Raw genomic sequence first — 23960 nt, 5'->3', positions numbered from 1 at the left:
CCCTGGCCGCGAAGCGCATGCAACCCCACGCCTTGCAAGGCCGGGCCGCGCATGCCATGGCTGCCACCATGAAGCGGCAGATGCGACGGAGCAAGCCCGCGGCCCCCGGGTCGCGGCGGGAGATCGAGCTGGTGGTCGAGCGCCTGGGCGGCGGCGACGGCATCGGCACGGTCGACGATCATCGCGTCTACGTGCCCTTCGCCGCGCCGGGCGACCGGGTGCGCGCCCGGCTGGGCCGGCCGGAAGGCCAGGCCTATCGCGGCGAGTTCATCGAGCTGGTGCAGCCCGGCCCGAATCACCGCGAGCCGCCCTGCCCGCATTTCGGCCCCTGCGGCGGCTGTCAGGTGCAGCATCTGGCACCGCCGGTCTACACCGACTGGAAGCGCGGCCTGCTGGCCGGCGCCCTGGCCCGCAACGGGCTGGAGGTCGAGGTGGACGCCCTGGTGGAGACCCCGCCGCACAGCCGCCGCCGGGCCAGCCTGGCGGCACGGCACGGCCGGTCCGGCGTGTTCCTGGGCTTCAACGAGGCGGGGTCGAGCCGGATCGTAGACCTGACCGACTGCGTGGTGCTGCGGCCGGAGATCACGGCCCTGCTGCCGCCGCTGCGCACGGTGCTGGCCGCGATCCTGCCGGAGAACGGCGGCGCCGACCTCGCCGTCACCCTGCTGGACGACGGCCTCGACCTGGTGGTCGTGGCCGAGGCGGGCCTGGACCTGCAGCGGCGGGAGCGGCTGGCCGAGTTCGCGGCGGCGCAGGACCTGGGGCGGCTGTCCTGGCGCGGCCCCGACGGCTTCACCGACCCGGTGGCGCATCGCCGCGCCGGGGTGGTGCATTTCGACGGCGTGCCGGTGGCGGTGCCGCCCGGCGGCTTCCTGCAGGCCAGCACCGAGGGCGAGGCCGCGCTGGCCCGGCTGGTGCGCGAGGGCGTCGGCCAGGCCAAGCGGATTGCCGATCTGTTCTGCGGCGCCGGCACCTTCGCCCTGCCGCTGGCCCGCGGCGCCCAGGTGACCGCGGTCGACGGCGAGGGCCCGGCGGTCGAGGCGCTGGCTGCTGCCGCCCGGCGCGGCGGCCGGGGCGAGCGGATCACGGCGCAGCGGCGCGACCTGTTCCGCCAGCCGCTGACGGCGGCGGAGCTGCGCGGCTTCGACGCCGTGGTGTTCGACCCGCCGCGGGCCGGCGCCCGCGACCAGGCGCAGGCCTTGGCCTCATCCGCCGTGCCGTTGGTGGTCGCCGTGTCCTGCAACCCGTCCAGCCTGGCGCGCGACGCCCGCATCCTGGTCGACGGCGGCTACCGGCTGGAGCGGGCGACGCCGGTCGACCAGTTCCTGTGGTCGCCGCATCTCGAGGCGGTTGCCGTCTTTCGACGGTAGGAAACAGCCCTTCCATTGTCATGCCCGGGCTTGACCCGGGCATCCAGAAGATGTCGACGCTCTCTGGATTGCCGGGTCAAGCCCGGCAACGACAGAAGAGGAGACTCACCCGATCAGGCTGCGCAGCGGCACCAGGGGACGGGGGCCGACATGGCTGATCACCTCGGCGGCGGCGATGCTGCCGATGCGGCCGCATTCGGCCAGGCCGAGGCCGCGGGTGAAGCCGTAGAGGAAGCCGGAGGCGTAGAGGTCGCCGGCGCCGGTGGTGTCGACCAGCTGGGCCAGCGGCGCGGCCTCGACCACATGGCTCTCGCCGTCGGTGACGATCACCGAACCCTTCTCGCTGCGGGTGATCGCCGCCACCTCGCAGCGGCCGCGCACCGCGGCGACGGCGGCGTCGAACTCGTCGACCTGGTACAGCGCCTTGATCTCCGCCTCATTGGCGAACAGCACGTCGACATGGCTGTCGATCAGCGACAGGAAGCTGTCGCGGTGCCGTTCGACGCAGAAGCTGTCGGACAGGGTCAGCGACACCTTGCGGCCGGCGGCGTGGGCCACCCGGGCGGCCTTGATGAAGGCCTCCTTCGCCGTCGGCCGGTCCCAGAGATAGCCTTCGAGATAGGTCACCTGCGAGCCGGAGATCACCGCCTCGTCGACGTCGTCGGGCGTCAGCTCGACGCAGGCGCCGAGATAGGTGTTCATCGTCCGCTGCGCGTCGGGCGTGACGATGATCAGACTGCGCGCGGTCGGCGGCGTGCCCGGCACCGCGGGGTCGAGCGGCTTGGAGTCGAAGTCGACGCCGACGGCGCGGATGTCGTGGCGGTAGACGGCGCCGAGCTGGTCGGCCGTCACCTTGCCGATGAAGGCGGCCTTGCCGCCCAGCGAGGCCAGCCCCGCCGCGGTGTTGCCGGCGGAGCCGCCCGAGGCCTCGAGCCCCGGTCCCATGGCGGCGTAGAGCGCCTCGGCCCGTTCCGCATCGATCAGCGTCATCGCCCCCTTCACCAGGCCGTGCCGGGTGATGAAGGCCTCGTCGTTCTTGGTGATGACATCGACGATGGCGTTGCCGATGCAGGTGGCGTCGTAGCGGGCGCTCATGGGTCTCGCTGGTTGCGGCCGAGGATGCGACCCGCAAGGGGTCCCCGACCCTCTAGGCTGCGGCCGCCCCCGAGTCAACCTGAGCCGCCGGGTCGCGCGCCGGCGCGGCGGGGTGCGGGAGGCAGTAGCGCTCCGCGATCCGGTCGATCCACAGCCCCGGCGTGCCGTGCGGCCGCTCATGGGGAGCGAAGGGAGTGATCACGGCGTCGAGCCGCGCCATCGCCGCCGTCACCTGCTCCGCCTCGGCCGGGCTCAGTGCCGGCTTGCTTCCGTCCTCCGTCAAGGCGCGGATGCGGCTGCGCTCGACCAGCTTGGTGACCAAGTGATGCCCGTCGAAGCTGCGCAAGCAGACGGCGTACGCGCCGCCCAGCCAGTTCTCCTCCCAGATCTCCTCGATCGCCTTGGCGAAGGCGGCCTCGTCGATCGCGCCCATGGCGCCGAATAGCTCGGTCCAGCCATGGACGCGGCCTTCGGAGGCGAGCAGCGCGCGGCGGAAGTCGGCCGTGAAGTCCCGCCGCAACCGCTCCGCCAGCGCGGGCAGCGGCAGGGTCGACTCGGCGGCGCGGCAGGCCCAGGGCAGCACCGCGGCGCCGAACCATTCCTCCGGCCGCGGCGTCAGCGCTTCGCTGCGGATGGCGCTGCGCGCCGTGAGCGACGGGTCGAGCACATAGGTCGGCCCCGGCAGGCAGCGGCCAGCGATCAGCTCGCGCAGCCGCCCCTCCGTCAGCCCGGCGGCCTGCGCCAGCGCGGGCGGCGTCAGGCAGCGGCGGCGGACATAGTCGAGAATCGCGAAAGCGTCGGTCATGGTCGGCTCCCGTTCAGGTCGCCTCCAGGTGACATCCGGCGAAGGGCCTTGACCAGCGGGGATAGATCGACCACCATCGAAATATGAAGGAAGGCCTTGATCTGGCGAGCTTATCGTCCTTGATCGGAGATCCGAGCCGGGCGCTGATCCTGTCGGCGCTGTTCGGCGGGGAGGCGCTGCCGGCGGGCGAGCTGGCGTTCCGCGCCCGGGTCACGCCGCAGACCGCCTCGAGCCATCTGGCGAAGCTGACCGAGGCCGGGCTGGTCACCGTCGAGCGCATGGGGCGGCACCGCTACTACCGGCTGTCGGGGCCGGAGATCGGCAGCTTGCTCGAGCGGATGATGACCATCGCCTGGAAGCCGTCGGTCGAGCGGTCGCGCGTGCCGGCACCGTTGCGCGACGGGCGCATGTGCTACGACCATCTCGCCGGCCGGCTGGGCGTGGCGGTGACCGACGCCCTGGTGGCGCGGGGCGTGCTGGCACGGGGCGACGACGCCTTCGCCCTGACCGAGGCCGGGACGCGTTGGTTCGCCGATCTGGGCATCGATGCGGCGGCGCTGCGGGACGGCCGCCGGGCCTTCGCCCGGCACTGCATCGACTGGAGCGAGCGCCGGCCGCATCTGGCGGGTGCGCTGGGCGCCGCCATCGCCGAGCGCTTCGTCGACCGCGGATGGATCCGGCGCGACCGCGACAGCCGCGCCGTGGCGCTGACCGAGGACGGCCGCGCCGCGCTGGCCCGGATCTTCGGGCCGGAGATCCTGGCGGAGACGGCTGCGGCCTGAGCTTCAGCGCAAGATCCGCAAAGACGCCGCACCGGGGCCAATGTAGAACGAGATCCTTCCATCGCAGGGAAGGATGGAGACGATGTCGGAGAAGGCCGAGCCCCGGACCGGCGGATGCGGCTGCGGCGCCGGACGCCATGCCGCGGCGGGCGGGCCGCGCTGGGTGGCGGGCTGCCATTGCCGCGACTGCCGCCGCCTCACCGGCGCCCCCTATTCCGTCTATGCCGGCTTCGAACGCACTCAGGTGAGCTGGAGCGGCGAGGCGCCGCGCCGCTTCCGGTCCTCGCCGGGCGCCGAGCGCTTCTTCTGCGGCCGCTGCGGCACGCCGCTGGCCTATGAGGGCGCGCGCTGGCCGGACGAGGTTCATCTGCTGGTGACGACGCTCGACGACCCCGGCGCCCTGCCGCCGCGCGGGCATGTCCATGTCGGCCAGAAGCTGCCCTGGGTGCGCCTCGCCGACGGCCTGCCCCGCTATCGCACCACCGCCGGCGAGGGCGGGCCGATGACGGAGAGCGAATAGACGCCGCCCTTGCGCCGGGACCGCCGCCGCCCCAGGTGAACGGCCGCGACACCAACCGTGCCGAGTCCGATGCCGAACGCCCTCCGCCTCGCCCTGCAGCAGATGACGTCCGACCCGGCGATCCGCCGGGTGCTGTGGGTCAGCTTCGCCGCCACCATCGCCCTGGTGCTGACCCTGCCGGCCCTCGTCGGCTGGGGCCTGTCCTTCGTCCACATCGCCAACTGGTCCTGGGTCGACACCACACTCGACGTGCTGGGCGGCGTCGCCGTTCTGGCGCTCGGCATCCTGCTGTTCCCGGCGATCGTCGGCCTGGTGGCTGGGCTGTTCCTCGACGACGTCGCGGCGGCGGTGGAGGCCCGCCATTACCCCACCCTGCCGCCGCCCCGCCGCCAGCGGATCGGCGAGATCGTGTGGGGTTCCGCCCGCTTCTTCCTGGCGCTGGTCGCGTTCAACCTGGTCGCGGTCGGCATCGTGCTGGTGGTGCCGGGGGTGAACCTGCTGGTGTTCTGGCTGGTGAACGGCTACCTGCTGGGCCGCGAATATTTCGAGCTGGTGGCGGCGCGCAGGGTCGAGCCCGCGGCGGCGCGGGCGCTGTGGCGCGAGCGCCAGGGCCGCTTCATCGCCGCCGGGCTGGTTCTGGCCGCGATCCTGCTGGTGCCGGTGGTCAATCTGGTGGTGCCGGTCCTGGGCGCCGCCTTCATGACCCATGTCTTCCACCGCGCCGTCGGCGCCGCCCCCGGCGGGGTCGCGACGAGGCGGATGGCCGGATAATTCATTTGACCGAATTGCGGCTTAATTGTTCCTGTGCCGGGAACGGGGCTGGCCGCGGCGGGTTGAACCGCGGATACGCATCCATGCTACAGTCCCGGCCCCATCGCCGATGGGGCATTTGAGCCCGGAACCACAACAAGCAGGGGGACACCCGCGTGTTTCGTCGACGCAACCCCGCTGGCGGAGGATCGGATGGCGGTGCCGAGCGGCCAGGCTATTCCCCCGCCACGGACACGTCCGTAGTTCGGCCCACCGCCCCGACCGCGCCTCAAGGAGAGCCCATGTCCACCGCCAAGCCCGCCACCGGCTACAAAACCGAGCTGCCGCGCCGGGTCGACCTGCCCGGAACCGGGGCGATCGGCGGCGTCCGCCGCCCGGCGGAGTCGGCGCCCACGACCGGCCGCGAGTCGCCGCGCAAGCTGATCGTCGGCAGCGAGATCTCGCTGGCCGGCGAGATCACCGCCTGCGACCACCTGGTGGTCGAGGGCCGGATCGAGGCCAAGATCAAGGACTGCCAGACGATCGAGATCGCCGAGCAGGGCGTGTTCAAGGGATCGGCCGAAATCAGCGACGGCGACATCGCCGGCCGGTTCGAGGGCGACCTGTCGGTGTCCGGCCTGCTGCGCCTGCGCGCCAGCGGCGTCGTCACGGGCACCATCAAGTATGGCGAGCTGCAGGTCGAGACCGGCGGCAAGCTGATCGGCACGCTGCAGCCGCTGGGCGGCGACGCGGCGGCTGCGGCCCCGGCCGCGGCGGCTGCCCCGCAGCCCGCCCCGACCCCGCTGTTCGACGACAAGGCCGAGGCCGGCAGCGAGGCCTGAGTCGGGCCGCATTGGGCCACCAGCGACCATGAACGGCCGGGGCGACCCGGCCGTTTCGCTGTCCTACCGATCGCCCGAGGGCGATTCGAGCTGTCCCGGGATCCGAAGGGACCGGAGATCGAGCCTTCCCGGCTGCCGACGTGTCCGGGGCCGCGCAAAGAAAAAGGGCCGCAGCGAACTGCGGCCCGAGTTTAGGGAGGAAACGCCCAAGAAGTGCGTTACGACAGCAGCATCGCTGCATGTCGCAATGCACAATTTAGGGAGTTCGCCCGACAAATCAAGAAGAAAATAAATTCTCCTTATGCAACAGGCGCTTAGGTGCCATTCGTGCCTAAGATATGTGCATTTAGCATCAAGTTTGTGCTGCGATGCACACAGACGCGCCGAATCCGATCCGGCGATACATTCCGGCTCGCGGCCGGCGCCATAAGCTTCGGGCTTGCCCCCGGCGGCCGCATGAGGGAAGCATGGCCGACCCGACACAGCCGGCCCGCCATGTCTGAGCCCCTCGCCCTCATCGCCGATCTCGGCGGCACCAACGCCCGCTTCGCCCTGGCCGATGCCGGCGGGACGCGCGACACCAAGATCCTGCACGGGGCGGATTATCCGACCCTGGCCGATGCCGCCCACGCCTATCTCGACATGGTCAAGCCGGCGACTCCGCCCCGGCAGGCGGCGATCGACGTGGCCAGCCCGGTCACCGGTGATCAGGTGACCCTGACCAACGCCGCATGGTCCTTTTCGATCGCGAGCCTCAAGAAGGATCTGGGGCTGGAGCGGCTGGAGGTGATCAACGACTTCACCGCCGTCGCCCTGGCGGTGCCCTATCTTGAGGAGGGCGACCGCACCCGGATCGGCGGCGGGGCGGCGGTGGCGGACGAGCCGATCGGCGTGCTCGGCCCCGGCACCGGCCTCGGCGTCTCCGGCCTGGTGCCGAGCGGCGGGCGCTGGGCCGCCCTGGCCGGCGAGGGCGGGCACGTCACCATGGCCGCGGCGACCGAGCGCGAGGCGGCGGTGCTGGACCGACTGCGGCACCGCTACCAGCATGTCTCGGCCGAGCGGGTGCTGTCCGGCATGGGGCTGGTGAACCTGTACGAGACGCTGTCGCAGCTCGACGGTGTCGACCCCGCGCAGCGGGACGCCGCCGCCGTGACCGAGGGTGCCGGGACCGGCGATCCGCATTGCGTCGAGGCGGTGTCGATGTTCGCCTCGATGCTCGGCACCGTCGCCGGCAACCTGGCGCTGACGCTGGGCTCGCGCGGCGGCGTCTACATCGCCGGCGGCATCGTGCCGAAGCTCGGGCCCCTGTTCGACGGCGCGCTGTTCCGCCAACGCTTCGAGGCCAAGGGCCGGATGCGCAGCTTCGTCGTCGGCATTCCGACGCACCTCGTCACCCACCCGCTGCCGGCCTTCATCGGGTTGCGTTCGGTGCTGGGCCTCACTCAGGCACGATGATGCTCGATCTCGACCGGTTGCGCGCCGACACGCCGGGCTGCGCCCGGGTGCTGCATCTCGACAACGCCGGCTCGGCCCTGCCGCCGCGGCCGGTGCTGGATGCGATGCTGGACCATCTGCGGCGGGAGGCGGAAATCGGCGGCTATGCCGCCGCGGCCGAGGCGGAGCCGCGGCTGGAGGCCGCCTATGTCTCGATCGCCCGGCTGATCGGCGCCGATCCGACCGAGATCGCGATGATGGAGAACGCCACCCGGGCCTGGGACATGGTGTTCTACGGCCTGCCCTTCCGGCCGGGCGACCGGATCCTGACCGCCAAGGCCGAGTACGCCTCCAACACCATCTCCTACCTGCAGGTGGCGCAGCGGACCGGCGCGGTGGTCGAGGTCGTGCCCGACGACGCCACCGGCCAGCTCGACGTCGCTGCGCTGGAGCAGGCGGTGACGGCGACCGACCGGGGCCCGGCGCGGCTGATCGCGGTCAGCCACGTCCCGACCAATGGCGGGCTGGTGAACCCGGCGGCGGCGATCGGCCGGATCGCACGCGCGCATAACATTCCCTACCTGCTCGATGCTTGTCAGTCGGTCGGTCAGATGCCGGTCGATGTCAAGGCGATCGGCTGCGACATGCTGTCGGCCACCGCCCGCAAGTTCCTGCGCGGGCCGCGCGCCGTCGGCTTCCTCTATGTCCGGCGGTCGATGCTCGACCGGATCGACCCGCCCTTCCTCGACCTCTACGCGGCGGAGATGGTGGCGCCCGACCGCTATGTGGTGCGCCCGGACGCCCGCCGCTTCGAGAATTTCGAGCGCAACTTCACCGGCATCCTCGGCATGGGCGCCGCGGTCGACTACGCCCTGGCCCTCGGCCTCGATACCATCCGCGACCGAGCCCGGGCTCTGGCTGACCGGCTGCGCGACGGGCTCTCGACCCTGCCCGGCGTCACCGTGCGCGACAAGGGCGCCGAGCGGTCCGCGATCGTCAGCTTCACCAAGGCGGACGAGCCGGCCGAGGGGCTGCACAAACGGCTGCGCGCGGCCGGCATCAACACCAGCGTCACCCGCCGCCGCTCGACCATGTTCGATATGACCGACCGCGGCCTCGACGCCATGCTGCGGGCTTCGCCGCACTGCTACAACAGCGAGGCCGAGATCGAACGGTTCGTGGCCGCGGTCGCGGCAGGCTGAACCGGAACCGAGCGGCGCTCAGGCGCCAGCTTCGATCAGACGAACCGCATAGGCCCGGAGCACCGGATCGGCCGTCATCAGCTCCAACCCCTCCGTCTGGGCCTGCGCAATCAGCATGCGATCGAAGGGATCGCGATGGTGCGGCGGGAGGGCCCCCGCCTGTTGGCCGTGGAAGAACGAGATCGCCAGCTTGGCGAACCCCTTTTCCTCCACCACGGCCTCAATGTCGGCGGGTGCCGTCAACTTGCCGAGCTGCCGCTTGATGGCGATCTCCCAAGCCGTCGCTGCGCTGACGACGACACGGTTCCGCGGCTCGGCGATGATCTCTCGCGCCGACGGCCCCAGGGCAGCATCGTTCGCGAGCCACCACAGGAAGGCGTGGGTATCGAGCAGGACAGCGCGCATCACTTGCCTTCGAAGAGGTCGGCGATCTCCTCATTCGGGGCATCGAAGTCCGGAGCGATGACGATCTGGCCCTCATAGCCGCCGGGTTCGCGGCGCGCGCCGGTGTAGGGCACCAGTTCGACCCATGGCTCCCCCGCGCGTGCGATGACGACCTGCTCGCCAGCCCGCGCTTTTTCCGCCAGCGCCGACAGGTTGCTCTTCGCTTCGTGCATGTTGACTCGGATCATGGCGACCTCCTTAGCCCGATTAGCTAAGATCAGGCCTGAGGAATGTCAATGGGGCGCCGGCGTTATTCCCCGAGCAAGTGCAGCACGATCTCGCGCCGGTGCGGCATGCTTCGGTGTTCGAACAGGTAGATGCCCTGCCAAGTGCCGAGCACGAGACGGCCGGATGCGACCGGGATCGAGAGCTGCACCTGGGTCAGCGCCGTGCGGATATGGGCCGGCATGTCGTCCGGCCCCTCGGCATCGTGGATGTAGACGTCGCCCTCCGGCGCGATCCGCTCGAAATAGGCCTCCAGGTCGGCCCTGACGTCCGGGTCGGCATTCTCCTGGATCAGCAGCGAGGCCGAGGTGTGTCGGCAGAACACGGTCAGGAGCCCGGTCCCGATCCGTTGCGCCTCGACCCAGGGCCGGATCTGCGGCGTGATCTCGACCAGACCCTTGCCGCGGGTGGTGACCTGGAGGGTATGGAGGAACTGCTGCATCGGTGCACCATGCGTCGGGCGGTGTTCCGGATCAATGGCAGCGACAGGATGGCGGATCCCCGCCCGATCGGCGAGAATGCGGCCATGGCCGAGGACGACTTCTACCCCCAGGTGCCGGTGTTCGACGGCTTCGCCCGGCTGACCGACACGGCGCTGTACCGGCCGCTGCCGGAGGATTGGGTGATCGGCCTGTCCGACGTCGTCGCCTCCACCGCGGCGATCCGGGCCGGGCGGTACAAGAGCGTCAACGTCGCCGGCGCGGCGCTGATCGCCGCCGTCTCCAACGCCCTGGCGCAGCGCGACTTCCCCTTCGCCTTCGGCGGCGACGGCGCCAGCTTCGCCCTGCCGCCCGGCGATGCCGACACCGCCCGTGCCGCCCTGGCCGCCACCGCCGCCTGGGTGCGCGACGAGCTCGGCCTGACCCTGCGGGTCGGGCTGGTGCCAGTGGCATCGATCCGGACCGCCGGCTGGGACGTCCGGGTCGCCCGCTATGCCCCGTCGCCGAACGTCGCCTACGCCATGTTCATGGGCGGCGGCCTGGCATGGGCCGAGCGCGAGCTGAAGGCCGGCGCCTTCGCGGTCGAGCCGGCGCCGGCCGGCACACGCCCCGACCTGACCGGCCTGTCCTGCCGCTGGCAGGAGTTTCCGGCCCGGCACGGCGTGGTGGTGTCGCTGATCGCCGCCCCGGCGGTGGCCGAGAGCGAGGCCGGATTCCGCGAGCTGGTCGGCGACATCCTGCGCATGACCGGGCGCGAGAGCGAGGCCGAGCACCCGATGATCGATCTCGCCCGCGGCCTGGCCTGGCCGCCGCCCGGGCTGGACATCGAGGCGCGGACCTTGCGCGGCGCCGGCCAGCCGCTGTTCCTGCGCAAGCTGCTGGTGGGGCTGCACAGCCTGGGCGGCTGGGCGGTGTTCCGCTTCGGCATCCCGGTCGGCGGCTTCCGGCCCGAGCGCTACATGCGCGAGATGGTGGCCAATGCCGACTACCGCAAATACGACGACGGGCTGCGCATGACGCTGGACTGCACCCCGGCCCTGGCCGACCGGCTGGAGGCCCGCCTGCTGGCCGCCGAGCAGGCCGGCATCGCCCGCTTCGGCCTGCACCGGCAGGACTCGGCCATCGTCACCTGCTTCACCCCGTCGCCGCTGCGCAGCGACCATGTCCATTTCATCGACGGCGCCTCCGGCGGCTATGCCGCCGCCGCCTCCCGGCTGAAGCCGTCATGAAGGCCGGCAACCTGTTCGATGCCCTGCCGCGAGAGGCGGCGGAGGAAGAGTTCACCACCCTGCTGCAGGGCGCGGGCTTCATGCTGGAGCGCATCGTCTCCACCGGCCAGGCCAGCCCGCCCGGCTTCTGGTACGACCAGGCGCGGGCGGAATGGGTGGTGCTGCTGCGCGGCTCCGCCGGCCTGGAGGTCGAGGGCGAGGCGGCGCCCCGCAGCCTACGCCCCGGCGACTGGGTGCACATCCCGGCCCATGCCCGCCACCGCGTCGCCTGGACCGATCCGCAAGAGCCAACCGTCTGGCTGGCGCTGCATCACGGCTAGGCCGCGATCAGCTCGAACCGGTCCACATCCACCAGCCCGCGATCGGTGATCTTGAGGTGCGGGATCACCGGCAGCGGCAGGAAGGCCAGCTGGATGAAGGGCTCCGGCAGGGGGCATCCCATCGCCTTCACCGCCCGGCGCAGCGTCAGCAGGTCGTCCGCCACCTGCTCGAAGGGCTGCAGGCTCATCAGTCCGGCCAGGGGCAGGGCGATCTCGCCGGCCACCTGGCCGTTCCGGATCGCGACGAAGCCGCCCTGCAGCGCGATCAGGCGGTTCACCGCCGCCGCCATGTCGGCATCGTTGTCGCCGACCACGCAGATGTTGTGGCTGTCATGCCCGACCGAGGAGGCGAGCGCGCCGCCGCGGAAGCCGAAGCCCTTGACGAAGGCGCGGCCGACATTGCGGTTCACCCCGTGGCGGGCGAAGACGCAGATCTTGAGGATGTCCTGGTCCGGATCGGGGTGGCGGCAGCCGTCGCGCCAGGGCAGGGTCGCGGTCAGCGCCTCGGTGATGATCTTGCCCGGGATCAGCCCGATCACCGGGCTGGTCGGGCCGGATGTGGGAGCCTGGAAATCCTCCGCCACCACCGGGTCGAGCTTCACCGAGCCGAGGCCGACCGAGGCCGGCGCGGCCCGCCCCGCGAAGATCTCCGGCCCGACCACACGCCCGGCGCTGATCACCTGCGACACGGCGCAGGCTTCGAGATCATCGAGCAGCACCAGGTCGGCGCGGCGGCCGGGGGCGACCAGGCCGCGATCGCGCAGGCCGAAGCCCTGGGCGGCCGACCAGGTGGCGGCGCGGTAGACATGGGCCACCGGCGCGCCGCGGCGGATCGCCGACCGGATCAGGTGATCGAGATGGCCTTCCTCGGCGATGTCGAGCGGGTTGCGGTCGTCGGTGCACAGGCCGAGCAGCGGCGAGGTCTCGGCCGAGATGATCGGCGCCAGCGCGTGCACGTCCTTGCTGACCGAACCGTCGCGGATCAGGATCTGCATGCCCTTGCGCAGCTTCTCCAGCGCCTCCTCCGGCCCCGTCGTCTCGTGGCAGTTGCGGATGCCGCAGGCGAGATAGGCGTTCAGCGGCTTGCCGGTCAGCAGCGGCGAATGGCCGTCGATATGGCCGTCCTGGAAGGCGGCCAGCTTCTCCAGCACCGCCTCGTCCTTGGCCAGCACGCCGGGGAAGTTCATGAACTCGGCCAGGCCGATCACCTTGGGATGGCCGCGGTGCCGGGCCAGATCGGCGGCGTCGAGCCGGGCGCCGGCGGTCTCCAGCTCCGTCGCCGGCACGCAGGAGGAGAGCTGGACCCGCAGGTCCATCGCCGTGCCCTGAGCGCCGTCGAGGAAGTAGCGCAGCCCAGCCTCGCCCAGCACGTTGCAGATCTCGTGCGGGTCGCAGACCGCGGTGGTGGTGCCGCGCGGCAGCACGCAGCGATCGAACTCCGCCGGCGTCACGAGGGTCGATTCGCAATGCACATGGGTGTCGATGAAGCCGGGCACCACCACCTTGCCGCGGCCGTCGATCTCGGCCGCGCCGGCATAATCGGCGCAGGTGCCGACGATGCGGTCGCCGCAGACCGCCACGTCGCCCTCCAGCAGCGCGCCGGTGATCACGTCGAGGGTGCGCGCGCCCTTGATCACCAGATCGGCGGGCGCGTGGCCCAGAGCCTGGTCGATTCGCCGCCTCAGATCCGCCGTGCCGCTCATGCCGTCCTTCTCCTGCCGGGACCGCAGCGTAGCAGGATCGAGCCGATCCGTGCCCGACTTCGAAATAGATAGAACTTTAGAATAATTATTCATACCGTCCGCCCGACGGCGACACCGCCGCCGGCTTCGACTATCACCTGATCAAGAGGCCGATGGCCCGGGGGACGATCGGGAGACGCGTGGGGAATGGAGAAGTTTCTGGGCTCGGTCCGCTCGATCGTTCTGCTGGCGATCCTCGGCTTCCTGCTGTTCTTCGGCACGGCCGGATGGCTCGGCAAGCAGTTCCTGGCCGACAACGCCCGCACGCAGGCCCGGGTGGACCACACCAACCTGGTGATCACCACCATCTACGAGGCCCGGCTGGCCATCGCACGGGCCCAGGCCTTGAGCCGCGGCTTCATCATCACCGGCAGTCCGCGGGATGCGGCGGTGGCGGAGGACAGCGCCCGGCTGGCCACCGACAAGCTGCTGGACCTGCGCAGCCTGACCGCGGACAACCCGGAGCAGGTCCGGCGCTTCGACGACGCCGCGGCCATCACCGAGCAGATCCTGGTCACCAACGACCGGATCATCGCCGCGGTCCGGCAGGGTGACCTCGACGGCGCCCGCGCCATCGTCAGGGACGCCGCCGACCAGGCGCCGGCCTTCCGCGACAGGATCGAGGCGGCGGTGGCCACGGAGAAGGCGCTGCTGACGGACCGCCAGGCCGCCACCGAGGCGACGCTGCGGCGGATCATCTGGCTGCTGGCCGGCGTCGCCGCGCTGGCGGCCCTGTGCGGGCTGCTGGCCGCCTGGGCGATGTCGCGCCAAGTGCGCACCGACCTGCAGCGCTATCGTGAGCTGGAGCGGGCGAAGCTGGAGAGCGACGCCGCGGCCCGGGCGCTGGCCGAGAGCCAGGCCCAGCTGCAGGCGGTTCTGGACAGTGCCCGCGACCCGATCCTGGTGGTCGGCCAGGACGGGGTGGTCGAGCTGGCCAACCGCGCCTGCGGCGAGGCCTTCGGGGTCGCCGGCGGCAGCCTGGCCGGGGCCGACATCTCCGCGCTGGTTCCGGCCCTGGCCGGCGGCGCCCAGCCGATCGGCGAGGTCACGGTGACGCGGCGCGATGGCACCAGCTTTCCGGCCGAGATCTCGACCGGCGTGTTCGAGCGCGACGGCCGCACCGTCTCGGTCTGCATCCTGCGCGACATGACCGAGCGGCACCGGCTGGACCAGCTGAAGAACGAGTTCGTGTCGACGGTGAGCCACGAGCTGCGCACGCCGCTGACCTCGATCCGCGGCTCGCTGGGCCTGATCGTGGCCGGGGCGGCCGGCGGACTGCCGGAGAAGGCGAAGTCGCTCTTGGAGATCGCGCACAAGAACAGCGAGCGCCTGGTCGGCCTGGTCAACGACATCCTCGACATCGAGAAGATCGAATCGGGGCGCATGGAGTTCCGGCACGACCGGCTGGAGGCCGGCGCGCTGGTCGAGCAGGCGGTCGAAGCCAACCAGGCCTACGCGGCGCAGCACGAGGTCGAGTACCGGATCACGACCCGGTCGGGCACAGCGCTGCCGGTGCAGGGCGACGCCGACCGCCTGATCCAGGTGCTGACCAACCTCCTGTCGAACGCGGCCAAGTTCTCGCCCGCCGGCAGCACGGTGGAGGTCGCGGTCGAGACGGTGGGACGCCAGGCCCGGATCAGCGTGCGCGACCGTGGCATCGGCATTCCGGAGGAGTTCCGCAGCCGGATCTTCCAGCGCTTCGCCCAGGCGGATGCCAGTGATGTGCGGCGCAAGGGCGGCACCGGCCTCGGCCTGTCGATCGCCAAGGCCATCGTCGAGCGCCATGGCGGCCGCATCGGCTTCGAGCCGGCGGAGGGCGGCGGCACCCGCTTCTGGTTCACCCTGCCGCTGCTGGCCGAGGCGCCGCAGATGGCGGCCCCGGCCGGCGACGCCCGGCGCCAGGTGCTGATCTGCGAGGACGATCCGGACGTCGCGACCCTGCTGGGGCTGATGATCGAGCAGGACGGCTGGCGGGTCGACTTCGCCCGCGACGCCGAGACGGCGCTGGAGAAGGCGCGTACGGGGCACTACGACGCGATGACCGTCGACCTGCTGCTGCCGGGCATCGACGGGATCACCCTGATCCGGCAGCTGCGCGCCGACCCGGCGACGGCGGAGCTGCCGATCGTCGTCGTCTCCGCCACCGCCCAGGACGGCAAGCGCGAGTTGAACGGCGACGCCTTCAACATCGTCGACTGGCTGGACAAGCCGATCGAGCAGCTGCGGCTGCGGGCGGCGCTGCGCCAGGCGGGCTTGCGCAACCGCAGCGGCCGCGCCTGTATCCTGCATGTCGAGGACGACGACGACGTGATCGAGGTGGTCGGCGCCATCGTCCGCGACGAGGCGGAGATCGTGCCGGCGCGGTCGCTGCAGGAGGGCCGCGAGAGGCTGGCGGAGCGGCGCTTCGACCTGGTCATCATCGATGTCGGGCTGCCCGACGGCTCCGGCCTCGACCTCCTGGAGACGATCAATGCCCGCACGCCGCGGGAGCCGGTGCTGATCTTCTCGGCCCAGGATTCCAGCGCGGCCTATGCCAGCGCCGTCTCCGCCTCGCTGGTCAAGAGCCGCACCGACAACGAGCAGCTGCACCAGACCATCACCGGCCTGATCAACGGCCTGATCCAGGGCAAGCAAGGGGACCTCCGCCATGGCCGATGAGGTGCTGACCCGCATCCTCTATGTCGAGGACGACGCCGATATCCGTTCGGTCGCCGGTTTCGCGCTGGAGGCGGTGGGCGGCTTCGTCCTGGCCGCCTGCGCCTCGGGCGAGGAGGCGCTGGCCCAAGCCCCCGGATTCGCGCCGCAGCTGCTGCTGCTCGACGTGATGATGCCGGGCATGGATGGGCCGGAGACGCTGGCGGCGTTGCGGGCGCTGCCGGGGACCGCGGCGACGCCAGCGGTGTTCATGACCGCCAAGGTGCAGCCGCAGGAGGTGGCGCGCTACCGCGCCCTCGGCGCCATCGACGTCATCTCCAAGCCCTTCGACCCGATGACCCTGTCCGACGAGATCCGCGCCATCTGGGCCCGCAGCGACGGCCGGGGATCATGACCCAGGACGCGCTGCAGGCCCATCTCGACCGGCTGCGGGCGAAATTCGCGGCCGAGCTGCCGCAGAAGCTGGCGGAGGCCGACGCGCTGCTGGCGGCGCTGCGGGCCGGCGACGGCGAAGCGCTGAAGGGGCTGCGATTCATCGTGCACCGGCTGAACGGCACCGGCGGCACCATGGGTTTCGCCGCCCTGTCGGGCGCGGCGGCGGCGCTGGAGGCGCAGCTCGACTCCTGCCTCGCCGCCGGCGGCGTGGGACCGGAAGAGCTGACGGCGATTGCGGCCGGGCTGGCGGCAGTGAAGGCCGCCGCCTGAGCCGGCTCAGGCGGTCTCGACGACCTCGATCTCGGCGGTGATCTCGGCGACCTTGCCGAGCATGATCGAGGCCGAGCAGTACTTCTCCTTCGACAGCGCCACGGCCCGCTCGACCTTCATGCGGTCGAGGCCGCGGCCGGAGACGATGTAGCGCAGATGGATCCTGGTGAAGACCTTCGGGTCGGTCTCGGCGCGCTCGGCCTCGACCTCGACCCGGCAGTCGGCCACCGGCTCGCGCCCCTTCTCCAGGATCATCACGACGTCGAAAGCGGTGCAGCCGCCGAGGCCGAGCAGCAGCATCTCCATCGGCCGGACGCCGAGGTTGCGCCCGCCATGCTCCGGCGCGCCGTCCATGACCACGGCATGGCCGCTGCCGGATTCGCCGAGGAAGGTGCGGCCTTCGACCCAGGTGACGCGGGCTTTCATCTGAACTGCTCCAGGAACCGATTCGAAGCGGCACCCTAGCAGGGGTGCAAGGACCCGTCAGCCGGGCGGCGCCGCTTCGGCCGGCCGTTCGGCGATCTCCAGGATCAGCTTGCGCACCACCGCCTCGGTGAAGCGGGCATCGGCGTCGGCGGTGATGACGAAGGCGCCGGGGCCGCCGATCACCTGGTCGCGGAAGAAATCCTCCAGCGAGCCGCCGGCCCAGCCCGGCCGGCCGCTGCGCGACAGCACGGCGAGGCCGTTGATGGTGATGCCGGCGGCCAGCGCCTCGGCCCGCACCTCGGGCAGCGGCCGGCCGCCGCGCTGGCCGGCATCGGCCGAGACGTCGATCACCTTGCGCAGGCCCTGATGGGCATTGCCCTCGATCAACCGTTTCGACAAGTCGATGGCATTGCTGATCGAGTTCCAGCCGACCGCGCGCCTGGGCGCCGCCGCCAGGGCCGCGCCGAAGGCGGCGGCGCTGTCCGGCCCGTCGATCACGGTCCAGTCGACGATGACGTGCTGCGAGTCCGCCCCGCCCCATTCGACGAAGGCGACCGCGATCCGGCCGGTGACGCCGCCGCGGATCGCCTGCTGCACCCGCGAGTCGGCCAGGGCCTTGGCGTAGCCCTCGCGCTGCAGCCGCAGCTCCTCGTCGTCGATCGAGCCGGAGCCGTCGGTGGCGAAGACCAGCTCGACATCGACGTCGACCTCCTGCGCCGCCGCAGGGGCCGCGCACAGCGCCAGAGTCAGGGCGAGACCGCGATGCAGCACCGGCGCCTCCCGCTTCGATGGGACGCGCCAGCATTCCGGCCGGGGCCCGGCCTGTCAAACGCCAACGGGCCGCACCCCGAATCGGGGGGCCCCTGAATCCAGGCTTTGCATCGCCGTCGCTTTGCAGTATGGTCCGCGCCGCTTCGGGTCCTTGGGCCCGAGTCCATGGCCTGCACTCGTAGCTCAGCTGGATAGAGCGCCGCCCTCCGGAGGCGGAGGTCACAGGTTCGAATCCTGTCGAGTGCGCCATTCTTCCCGGTTCGTCACGACGCCGCGGATCGGCGGAAGGCCGGATGTCCTCCGTTCAATCCTTGTTCTGCGGAATGAAGATGCGCCGCGGGTCGTTCCCGCCGCGGTTGCCGCGGTCCCTGTCGCTATCGCCCGAGCTGCGGCGGACGTTTTCCCAGTTGCTGCGGTTCCGGTTATCGTCCCTGTCCCGCCCGTCAGCCCCGAACAGCCGCCAGAAGCGCTGCTCGGCGTTGCCATCGCTGCGCCGCCGGTCACGGCGCCGGTCGTCATCGTCGTCATCGTCCCGATCCCGGTAGCGATACCGGTCGCGATCGCGGTAGCGATACCGGTAGTCGTCGCGGTAGCGATACCGGTCGTAGCCCCAATAGCGATCGTCGTCATCGTACCAGCTGGAATAGCTGTCGCCGTAATAGCCGCCGCCGTAGTAGCCCGGCCCCGTCTGGCACGACGCCACCAGAGGAGCGGAGGCCGCCATGGCGACCGCGACCAGTCCCGTCCGGAACAGACCACTGCCGTATGCCACGACGCTCTCCCTCGTCGTTGATGCTCCCAGGATCAACACGTGACTTTGTGGCGAAATTCCGTCGCGCCAAGTGCCCCCGGTCAGGCGGCGTGGCGCGGGGCCGCGGCGCCGAACAGCCCGGCCACCACCTCCTCGGCGATGGCGAAGCCGGTGCTCATGCCGGTGCCGCTGGTCACCTGGACCACCCGCGTCGCCTCGTCCGGCGCCTCGGCGAAGGCCTCGGCCGGGCCGGAGGGATAGATGCCGATCCAGCGCTCGGTCACCACCGGATCCGGCACCCGCAGCAGCTCCGCCATGTGGCGCAGGATCAGCCCATCCACCGCCTGGGACGCGAAGGGGTCCGGCGAGTCGCCGTAGTGATGGGAGTCGCCGACCACCAGCGAGCCGTCGGCCGACTGCACTACGATCAGGTGGATGCCGTTGGCCAGCGTCTCCGGCACCTCGGCTGCCAGGCGCGCCTTCAGCGGCGACGCCTCCGGCAGGTCGGCAAAGCCATGGTACCGGCCGAGGCTGAGGTCGCCCATCACCGCCGCCGGCAGCTGCCAGCCCGGCGCGGCCAGCCGCAGCATCTGCAGCTTGCACAGGGTGGTGCGGCGTCGCGCCATGATCTCCGGGAACAGCGACTTCAGGTCCGGGCCGGGGCAGACCACGATGCGGTCGGCCAGGATCGGGCCGTCGCTGGTCTCGACCCGCGGCGCCTGCACCGCGCGCACCTGGACGCCGCGGTGGAAGGCGACGCCATGGGCCGCTTCCAGCCATGCGGCCAGGCGCGGGATCGCCTCGCGCGGCTCGATCCGCAGCTCATGCGGGCTCCAAAGCCCACCCAGCAGACCATCGGCCGCCATCGGCAGCCGCGCGGCCATGCCGGCGGCCGGCAGCAGATCGCAGCCCTCGCCCATCTCGGTGCGGGCAAAGGCCTCCAGCACGGCCACCCCTTCCGGGGTGCGGGCCAGGAGTGCGGTGCCGCGATGCAGCACCGGGATGCCGGCCTGCGGCGCCACCTCGGCCCAGACGTCGCGGCTGCGCATCGCCCGGCGCCAGGTCGGGCCGGCCGACTGGCCGGAAACGGTGACGAAGCCGAAATTGCGGATCGAGGCGCCGATGGCGCGCGCCTCGCGGTCGATCACCACCACCCGGCGGCCCTGCCGGGCGGCCGCGAGGGCATGGGCGAGGCCGAGGATGCCGGCGCCGACGACGGCGAGGTCGTAGCGGCTCACGGCACGTCCCCGGCGGCGATGCGGGCCTCGATCCGCTCGATCGCGGCCGGGACGTCGGCGATGCCGTCGACCACCTCATGCGCGCCGGCGGCCCACAGCCGGCCGGCGGCGGCGCGGCGCAGCTCCGTCTGCCGCTCCGCCGGCAGCGCCGCCCATTCCGCCGCGGTCAGGCCGACCTCGTTGCCGGTGACGGCCAGCGCGATGGTCCACATCCCGGCGTTCAGCCCCTCGGCCACGTCGACCTGCGTGTCGCCGACCTTGACCGCGGCCTGGACCGGATGGATGTCGAGCTCGATCAACGCCTTCAGCGCCATCGCCGGGCCGGGGCGGCCGGACGGGGTCTCGCCGGCGCAGACGATCACCTCCGGCGCGTAGCCCTGCCGTGCCGCTTCCGGGATCACCACCTGCATCACCGGGCGCGGGAAGCCGGTGGTGGTGCCGATGCGGATGCCGCGGGCCTCGAGCGCTGCCATGGTCTCGATCGTGCCGGGGATCAGCCCGGCATGCCGCCTTACCGCCGCGACCTGCAGCGGCAGGAAACGTTCGTAGAGGCCGTCGACATCGCCCGGCGCCGGCGCCCGGCCCTGCGCCCGTTCCCAGGCCGCCGCGACCTGCGGCATCTCCAGCAGCGCCCGGATATGGTCCCGCTTGGCCATGCCCATCGGCAACCGGGCGGTGGCCAGCGGCACCTCGACGCCCATGGCGGCGAAGGCCTCGACCAGCGAGGTGATCGGCGCCTGGCAGCCGAAATCGACCGTGGTGCCCGCCCAGTCGAAGATCGCGGCCCGGACCGGGCCGTCGTAGCGGCGGCGTGGGATGAAGCTCATGGCGCGCTCTCCGACATCGTGGATGGCCGGAGAAGGCCAGAGATTCTAATATTGATCCAATTCATATTCTCCATATGGATCATTGATGAGCTCAACGCTGAGCATCCAGCTCCGCGCCTTCCACGCGGTGGCGACCGAGGGCAGCTTCACCAAGGCCGCGCGGGCCGTCGGCGTGTCGCAATCGACCCTGTCGATCGAGGTCAAGGCGCTGGAGCAGCGCTACGGCGTGCAGCTGTTCCGCCGCTCCGGCCGCACCATCGAGCTGACGCTGCTGGGCGCCGAGTTGCTGACCTACACCAACCGCGCCTTCACCGCGCAGGCCGAGGCGGTGGAGCTGCTGCAGGGCACCAGCCGGGTGCCGACCGGCACGCTGCGCCTGGGCGCGGACGGGCCGTTCCACGCCATGCCGCTGATCGCCGCCTTCACCGCCCGGCACGGCGGGGCGCGGGTGCGGATGACGGTCGGTAACGCCCAGCGGGGGCTGGCCGACCTGGTCGACATCCGCCTCGACGTGGCGGTGCTGGCCCGGGGGCCGGGCGACCCGCAGCTGCACGCCCTGCCGCTGTGGCACGACCCGGTGCATGGGCTGCTGCCGCGCGCCCATCCCCTGGCCCGGATGCGCAGCGTGCCGGCGCCCCTGATCGCGCGGGAGCGGCTGGTGATGCGCGAGGCCGGGTCGATGACGCGGGAGACGGTGGAGCGCGCCTTCGCCGCGGTCGACCTGCCGCTGACGCCCTGGATGGAAGTGGAGGGGCGGGAGGCCTCGCGCGAGGCGATCGCCGCCGGCCTCGGCATCGGCTTCATGTCGGCCGGCGAGCTGACGCCGGACCCGCGGCTGGCCAGCCGCCCGATCGGCGGCTGCCGGGTGGAAATGGACGAATACGTCGTATGCCTGCGCGAACGCCAGCGCCTGGCCATCGTCCGCGCCTTCCTCGACATCGCCGCCGAGGCCAGCCGGGCGCGGCGCGAGGCGGCCGCGCCCGGGTAGGCATCAGCCCTGCTGACTGAAATCCGGCGGCGGCGTGCTGAAATCGACGAGCGGCCGCACCTCGACGAAGCCGATCCGGGCCAGCGGGTGCGTGGCCGCGACCTGCGCCGCCTCGTCGATGTCCCGTGCCTCGATCACCACGAAGCTGCCCAGGATCTCCTTGGTCTCCATGAAGGGACCGTCGACCGCCGAGGTCTTGCCCTCACGCACCTTGACGGTGCGGGCGCCGTCCGGCAGCTCCAGCGCCTCGCCGGCCACGTAGTGGCCGCTGGCCTTCAGCGTCTCGTCATGAGTGGCGCATCGCTCGAGCGCCGCATTGGCCTCGGGGCTGCCGCCGAACAGGGTCTGCGGATCGTAGTAGATGAGGCAGGCATAGCGCATGACGGGCTCCTTCTGCTTGCGCCGTGAATGCCCCTTATCGCCCGGTGCCGGCCGGATTCGACACGCCGCCGCGATTTTCTAGGCCAGGTGGCACGCGACCCTGTGACCGGCCTCCAGCTCCCGCATCTCCGGCGCCTCGGCGCGGCAGCGGTCGGTCGCCAGCGGGCAGCGTGTGTGGAAGCGGCAGCCGGCCGGCGGGTCGGCCGGGCTGGGCAGCTCGCCCTTCAGCACCGTGCGGTCGCGCGGCGTGTCCGGGTCGATCGCCGGGATCGCGGACAGCAGCGCCCGGGTATAGGGGTGCAGCGGCCGGTCGAACAGCGCGTCGCGGCCGGCGGTCTCGACGATCACGCCGAGATACATCACCGCGATCTCATCGCAGAGATGCTCCACCACCGCCAGGTCGTGCGAGATGAACAGGAAGGTGACGCCCCGCTGCTCCTTGAGATCGGAGAACAGGTTGATGATCTGCGCCTGGATCGAGACGTCGAGCGCCGAGACCGGCTCGTCGGCCACGATCAGCTCCGGCTTCAGCGCCAGGGCCCGGGCGATGCCGATGCGCTGGCGCTGGCCGCCGGAGAATTCATGCGGGTAGCGGGCATAATGGTAGGGCGCCAGGCCGCAGATCCGCATCACCTCCAGCACCGCGTCGCGCAGCTCGGCCCGGCGGACCAGGCCATGCGCCAAAAGGGCCTCGCCGATCGCGTCGCCGACCCTGACCCGCGGGTTGAGCGAGCCGTAGGGGTCCTGGAACACGAGCTGCATCTTCGGCCGCAGCGCCCGCCGCTCCCGGCGGCCGATGGCGTTGATGTCGCGGCCGTCGAATCGCACGGTGCCGGCGGTCGGCTCGTACAGCCCCAGCACGGTGCGGCCGAGCGTCGACTTGCCGCTGCCGGATTCGCCGACAAGGCCGAAGCTGGTGCCGCGGCGGATGCGGAGATCGACGCCGTCCACGGCGCGGACATGGCCGGTGACCTGGCCGAACACGCCGTCGCGGATCGGGAAATGGGTCTTGAGGCCCTCGACCTCGAGCAGCGGCGTGTCGCTCATATCGCCCCCGACTGCGCCAGGAAGCAGGCGGCGCGGTGCGGCACGCCGGCCGGCTCCAACCCCGGGATGCCGGTGCGGCAGACATCCGCCGCGGCGAAGCAGCGGTCGGCGAAGGCGCACCAGGCGGGCAGATGCGCCGGGCTGGGCACCTGGCCCGGGATCGACGGCAGCCGGCGCTGGCGCCGGCCCGGCACCGGGCGCGAGGCCAGCAGGCCGCGGGTATAGGGATGCTTCGGCCGCAGCAGGATGTCGCGCACCGGCCCGGTCTCGACCACCCGCCCGGCATACATCACCACCACCCGGTCGGCGAGCTCCGCCACCATGCCGAGGTCGTGGGTGATCAGCATCAGCGCCGTACCCTGCTCGCGCTTCAGCCGGCCCAGCAGCTCCAGGATCTGGGCCTGGATGGTGACGTCGAGCGCCGTGGTCGGCTCGTCGGCGATCAGGAGGCGCGGGCCGCAGCTGAGCGCGATCGCGATCATCACCCGCTGCAGCATCCCGCCCGACAGCTGGTGCGGATAGCCCTCGACGATCCTGTCCGCCCGGGCGATGCCGACCCGGGCCAGGAGATCGATCGCCTCGTCCCAGGCCGCCTTCGGCGCCAGGCCGCGATGCTCGACCAGCGGTTCGACGATCTGCTCGCCGATGGTCAGCACCGGGTTCAGCGCGCTCATCGGCTCCTGGAAGATCATGGCGATCTCGTTGCCGCGCAGGCCGCGCATCTCCTCCTGCTTCAACGCCAGCAGGTCGCGGCCGCGATAGAGGATGCGGCCACCCGCCACCCGGCCGGACGGGCGCGGCAAGAGGCCCATCAGCGACAAGGCGGTGACGCTCTTGCCGCAGCCGGATTCGCCGACCACACCGACGGTCTCGCCCTCGGCGATGCCGAAGCTGACCCCGGTCACCGCCCGGGCCGTGCCCTCCTCGGTGCGGAACTGGACCGACAGGTCCTGGAATTCGACCAGCATGGC

27 protein-coding genes and 1 tRNA gene are annotated in these 23960 nt (G+C 71.7%); 14 read left to right on the top strand and 14 right to left on the bottom strand.

Features of this window, described 5'->3' with window-relative positions:
* Nucleotides 1–80 precede the first annotated feature (80 nt).
* Nucleotides 81–1370 carry a class I SAM-dependent RNA methyltransferase gene (locus LG391_RS23310; protein ID WP_225770439.1) on the top strand — a complete coding sequence of 430 codons (1290 nt, stop codon included), beginning with the start codon at nt 81–83 and terminating at the stop codon, nt 1368–1370.
* A 105-nt stretch (nt 1371–1475) separates the two neighbouring features.
* On the opposite strand, the gene LG391_RS23305 is transcribed toward LG391_RS23310, so the two are convergent.
* On the bottom strand, nt 1476–2465 hold the full coding sequence (locus LG391_RS23305) for an adenosine kinase (protein ID WP_225770438.1): 990 nt from the start codon (nt 2463–2465) through the stop codon (nt 1476–1478).
* Nucleotides 2466–2517: 52 nt separating this feature from the next.
* The gene (locus LG391_RS23300) at nt 2518–3270 is read right to left on the bottom strand and encodes a DUF6058 family natural product biosynthesis protein (RefSeq protein WP_225770437.1); all 753 of its coding nucleotides are present in this window, start codon (nt 3268–3270) and stop codon (nt 2518–2520) included.
* Nucleotides 3271–3353: 83 nt separating this feature from the next.
* Between LG391_RS23300 and LG391_RS23295 the strand changes: the two genes are divergently transcribed.
* From LG391_RS23295 to LG391_RS23270, 6 genes are all read left to right on the top strand, one after another.
* Nucleotides 3354–4052, top strand: a complete 699-nt coding sequence (locus LG391_RS23295) for a helix-turn-helix transcriptional regulator (protein WP_225770436.1) — start codon at nt 3354–3356, stop codon at nt 4050–4052.
* 82 nt (nt 4053–4134) lie between these two features.
* Complete coding sequence (locus LG391_RS23290; RefSeq protein ID WP_225770435.1) at nt 4135–4572, top strand: GFA family protein; 438 nt, start codon at nt 4135–4137, stop codon at nt 4570–4572.
* Between the two features lie 69 nt (nt 4573–4641).
* Nucleotides 4642–5343 carry an EI24 domain-containing protein gene (locus tag LG391_RS23285; RefSeq protein ID WP_225770434.1) on the top strand — a complete coding sequence of 234 codons (702 nt, stop codon included), beginning with the start codon at nt 4642–4644 and terminating at the stop codon, nt 5341–5343.
* A 281-nt stretch (nt 5344–5624) separates the two neighbouring features.
* Nucleotides 5625–6164: a polymer-forming cytoskeletal protein gene (locus tag LG391_RS23280; RefSeq protein WP_225770433.1), complete on the top strand. Its 540-nt coding sequence runs from the start codon at nt 5625–5627 to the stop codon at nt 6162–6164.
* A 495-nt stretch (nt 6165–6659) separates the two neighbouring features.
* On the top strand, nt 6660–7619 hold the full coding sequence (glk, locus tag LG391_RS23275; protein WP_225770432.1) for a glucokinase: 960 nt from the start codon (nt 6660–6662) through the stop codon (nt 7617–7619).
* Nucleotides 7616–8800 carry an aminotransferase class V-fold PLP-dependent enzyme gene (locus LG391_RS23270; protein ID WP_225770431.1) on the top strand — a complete coding sequence of 395 codons (1185 nt, stop codon included), beginning with the start codon at nt 7616–7618 and terminating at the stop codon, nt 8798–8800. Before glk ends, LG391_RS23270 begins: the two co-directional genes overlap by 4 nt.
* A gap of 18 nt (nt 8801–8818) precedes the next feature.
* On the opposite strand, the gene LG391_RS23265 is transcribed toward LG391_RS23270, so the two are convergent.
* From LG391_RS23265 to LG391_RS23255, 3 genes are all read right to left on the bottom strand, one after another.
* Nucleotides 8819–9205: a type II toxin-antitoxin system VapC family toxin gene (locus LG391_RS23265; protein WP_225770430.1), complete on the bottom strand. Its 387-nt coding sequence runs from the start codon at nt 9203–9205 to the stop codon at nt 8819–8821.
* Nucleotides 9205–9432, bottom strand: coding sequence for a type II toxin-antitoxin system Phd/YefM family antitoxin (locus LG391_RS23260; RefSeq protein ID WP_225770429.1), 228 nt, complete (start codon nt 9430–9432; stop codon nt 9205–9207). The genes LG391_RS23265 and LG391_RS23260 overlap by 1 nt, the downstream gene beginning before the upstream one ends.
* 62 nt (nt 9433–9494) lie before the next feature.
* The gene (locus tag LG391_RS23255) at nt 9495–9911 is read right to left on the bottom strand and encodes a secondary thiamine-phosphate synthase enzyme YjbQ (protein WP_225770428.1); all 417 of its coding nucleotides are present in this window, start codon (nt 9909–9911) and stop codon (nt 9495–9497) included.
* A 48-nt stretch (nt 9912–9959) separates the two neighbouring features.
* On the opposite strand from LG391_RS23255, the gene LG391_RS23250 reads away from it, so the two are divergent.
* Complete coding sequence (locus LG391_RS23250; RefSeq protein ID WP_225770427.1) at nt 9960–11138, top strand: DUF3095 domain-containing protein; 1179 nt, start codon at nt 9960–9962, stop codon at nt 11136–11138.
* Nucleotides 11135–11458, top strand: coding sequence for a cupin domain-containing protein (locus LG391_RS23245; protein ID WP_225770426.1), 324 nt, complete (start codon nt 11135–11137; stop codon nt 11456–11458). Before LG391_RS23250 ends, LG391_RS23245 begins: the two co-directional genes overlap by 4 nt.
* On the opposite strand, the gene ade is transcribed toward LG391_RS23245, so the two are convergent.
* The gene (gene ade / locus LG391_RS23240; RefSeq protein ID WP_225770425.1) at nt 11455–13161 is read right to left on the bottom strand and encodes an adenine deaminase; all 1707 of its coding nucleotides are present in this window, start codon (nt 13159–13161) and stop codon (nt 11455–11457) included. The genes LG391_RS23245 and ade overlap by 4 nt on opposite strands.
* A 186-nt stretch (nt 13162–13347) precedes the next feature.
* Here ade and LG391_RS23235 point away from each other — a divergent pair, with 186 nt between their 5' ends.
* The 3 genes from LG391_RS23235 to LG391_RS23225 are packed head-to-tail and all read left to right on the top strand — an operon-like array spanning nt 13348 to nt 16560.
* Nucleotides 13348–15858: a response regulator gene (locus LG391_RS23235; RefSeq protein WP_225770424.1), complete on the top strand. Its 2511-nt coding sequence runs from the start codon at nt 13348–13350 to the stop codon at nt 15856–15858.
* Complete coding sequence (locus LG391_RS23230; RefSeq protein ID WP_225770423.1) at nt 15848–16249, top strand: response regulator; 402 nt, start codon at nt 15848–15850, stop codon at nt 16247–16249. The genes LG391_RS23235 and LG391_RS23230 overlap by 11 nt, the downstream gene beginning before the upstream one ends.
* Nucleotides 16246–16560 (top strand): Hpt domain-containing protein, encoded by a 315-nt coding sequence (locus LG391_RS23225; RefSeq protein WP_225770422.1) that lies wholly within the window; start codon nt 16246–16248, stop codon nt 16558–16560. The genes LG391_RS23230 and LG391_RS23225 overlap by 4 nt, the downstream gene beginning before the upstream one ends.
* 6 nt (nt 16561–16566) lie before the next feature.
* Here LG391_RS23225 and LG391_RS23220 read toward each other — a convergent pair whose 3' ends face one another.
* Nucleotides 16567–16986 (bottom strand): OsmC family protein, encoded by a 420-nt coding sequence (locus LG391_RS23220; protein WP_225770421.1) that lies wholly within the window; start codon nt 16984–16986, stop codon nt 16567–16569.
* Nucleotides 16987–17043: 57 nt separating this feature from the next.
* Nucleotides 17044–17757, bottom strand: a complete 714-nt coding sequence (locus tag LG391_RS23215) for a DUF1194 domain-containing protein (protein ID WP_225770420.1) — start codon at nt 17755–17757, stop codon at nt 17044–17046.
* Nucleotides 17758–17929: 172 nt separating this feature from the next.
* Between LG391_RS23215 and LG391_RS23210 the strand changes: the two genes are divergently transcribed.
* Nucleotides 17930–18006, top strand: a tRNA-Arg gene (locus LG391_RS23210).
* 55 nt (nt 18007–18061) lie between these two features.
* On the opposite strand, the gene LG391_RS23205 is transcribed toward LG391_RS23210, so the two are convergent.
* From LG391_RS23205 to phnX, 3 genes are all read right to left on the bottom strand, one after another.
* Complete coding sequence (locus LG391_RS23205; protein ID WP_225770419.1) at nt 18062–18529, bottom strand: hypothetical protein; 468 nt, start codon at nt 18527–18529, stop codon at nt 18062–18064.
* Nucleotides 18530–18609: 80 nt separating this feature from the next.
* Entirely contained in the window at nt 18610–19746 is a 1137-nt protein-coding gene (locus LG391_RS23200; protein ID WP_225770418.1) for a TIGR03364 family FAD-dependent oxidoreductase, read from the bottom strand.
* The gene (phnX, locus tag LG391_RS23195) at nt 19743–20573 is read right to left on the bottom strand and encodes a phosphonoacetaldehyde hydrolase (RefSeq protein WP_225770417.1); all 831 of its coding nucleotides are present in this window, start codon (nt 20571–20573) and stop codon (nt 19743–19745) included. The genes LG391_RS23200 and phnX overlap by 4 nt, the downstream gene beginning before the upstream one ends.
* A gap of 85 nt (nt 20574–20658) precedes the next feature.
* Between phnX and LG391_RS23190 the strand changes: the two genes are divergently transcribed.
* The gene (locus LG391_RS23190; RefSeq protein ID WP_225770416.1) at nt 20659–21561 is read left to right on the top strand and encodes a LysR substrate-binding domain-containing protein; all 903 of its coding nucleotides are present in this window, start codon (nt 20659–20661) and stop codon (nt 21559–21561) included.
* A gap of 3 nt (nt 21562–21564) precedes the next feature.
* Here the strand turns inward: LG391_RS23190 and LG391_RS23185 are convergent, their stop codons facing one another.
* From LG391_RS23185 to LG391_RS23175, 3 genes are all read right to left on the bottom strand, one after another.
* Entirely contained in the window at nt 21565–21942 is a 378-nt protein-coding gene (locus tag LG391_RS23185) for a YciI family protein (protein ID WP_225770415.1), read from the bottom strand.
* 78 nt (nt 21943–22020) lie between these two features.
* Nucleotides 22021–22989: an ABC transporter ATP-binding protein gene (locus LG391_RS23180; RefSeq protein ID WP_225770414.1), complete on the bottom strand. Its 969-nt coding sequence runs from the start codon at nt 22987–22989 to the stop codon at nt 22021–22023.
* A complete protein-coding gene (locus LG391_RS23175; RefSeq protein WP_225770413.1) occupies nt 22986–23957 on the bottom strand; it encodes an ABC transporter ATP-binding protein in 972 nt (323 codons plus the stop codon). Before LG391_RS23175 ends, LG391_RS23180 begins: the two co-directional genes overlap by 4 nt.
* Nucleotides 23958–23960: the final 3 nt, after the last annotated feature.

The sequence above is a fragment of the Inquilinus sp. Marseille-Q2685 genome, from assembly GCF_916619195.1.
Taxonomy (GTDB): Bacteria; Pseudomonadota; Alphaproteobacteria; order DSM-16000; family Inquilinaceae; genus Inquilinus.
Note: the sequence above shows the minus strand (reverse complement) of the source record. Positions and strands in the feature narration are given on the sequence as shown.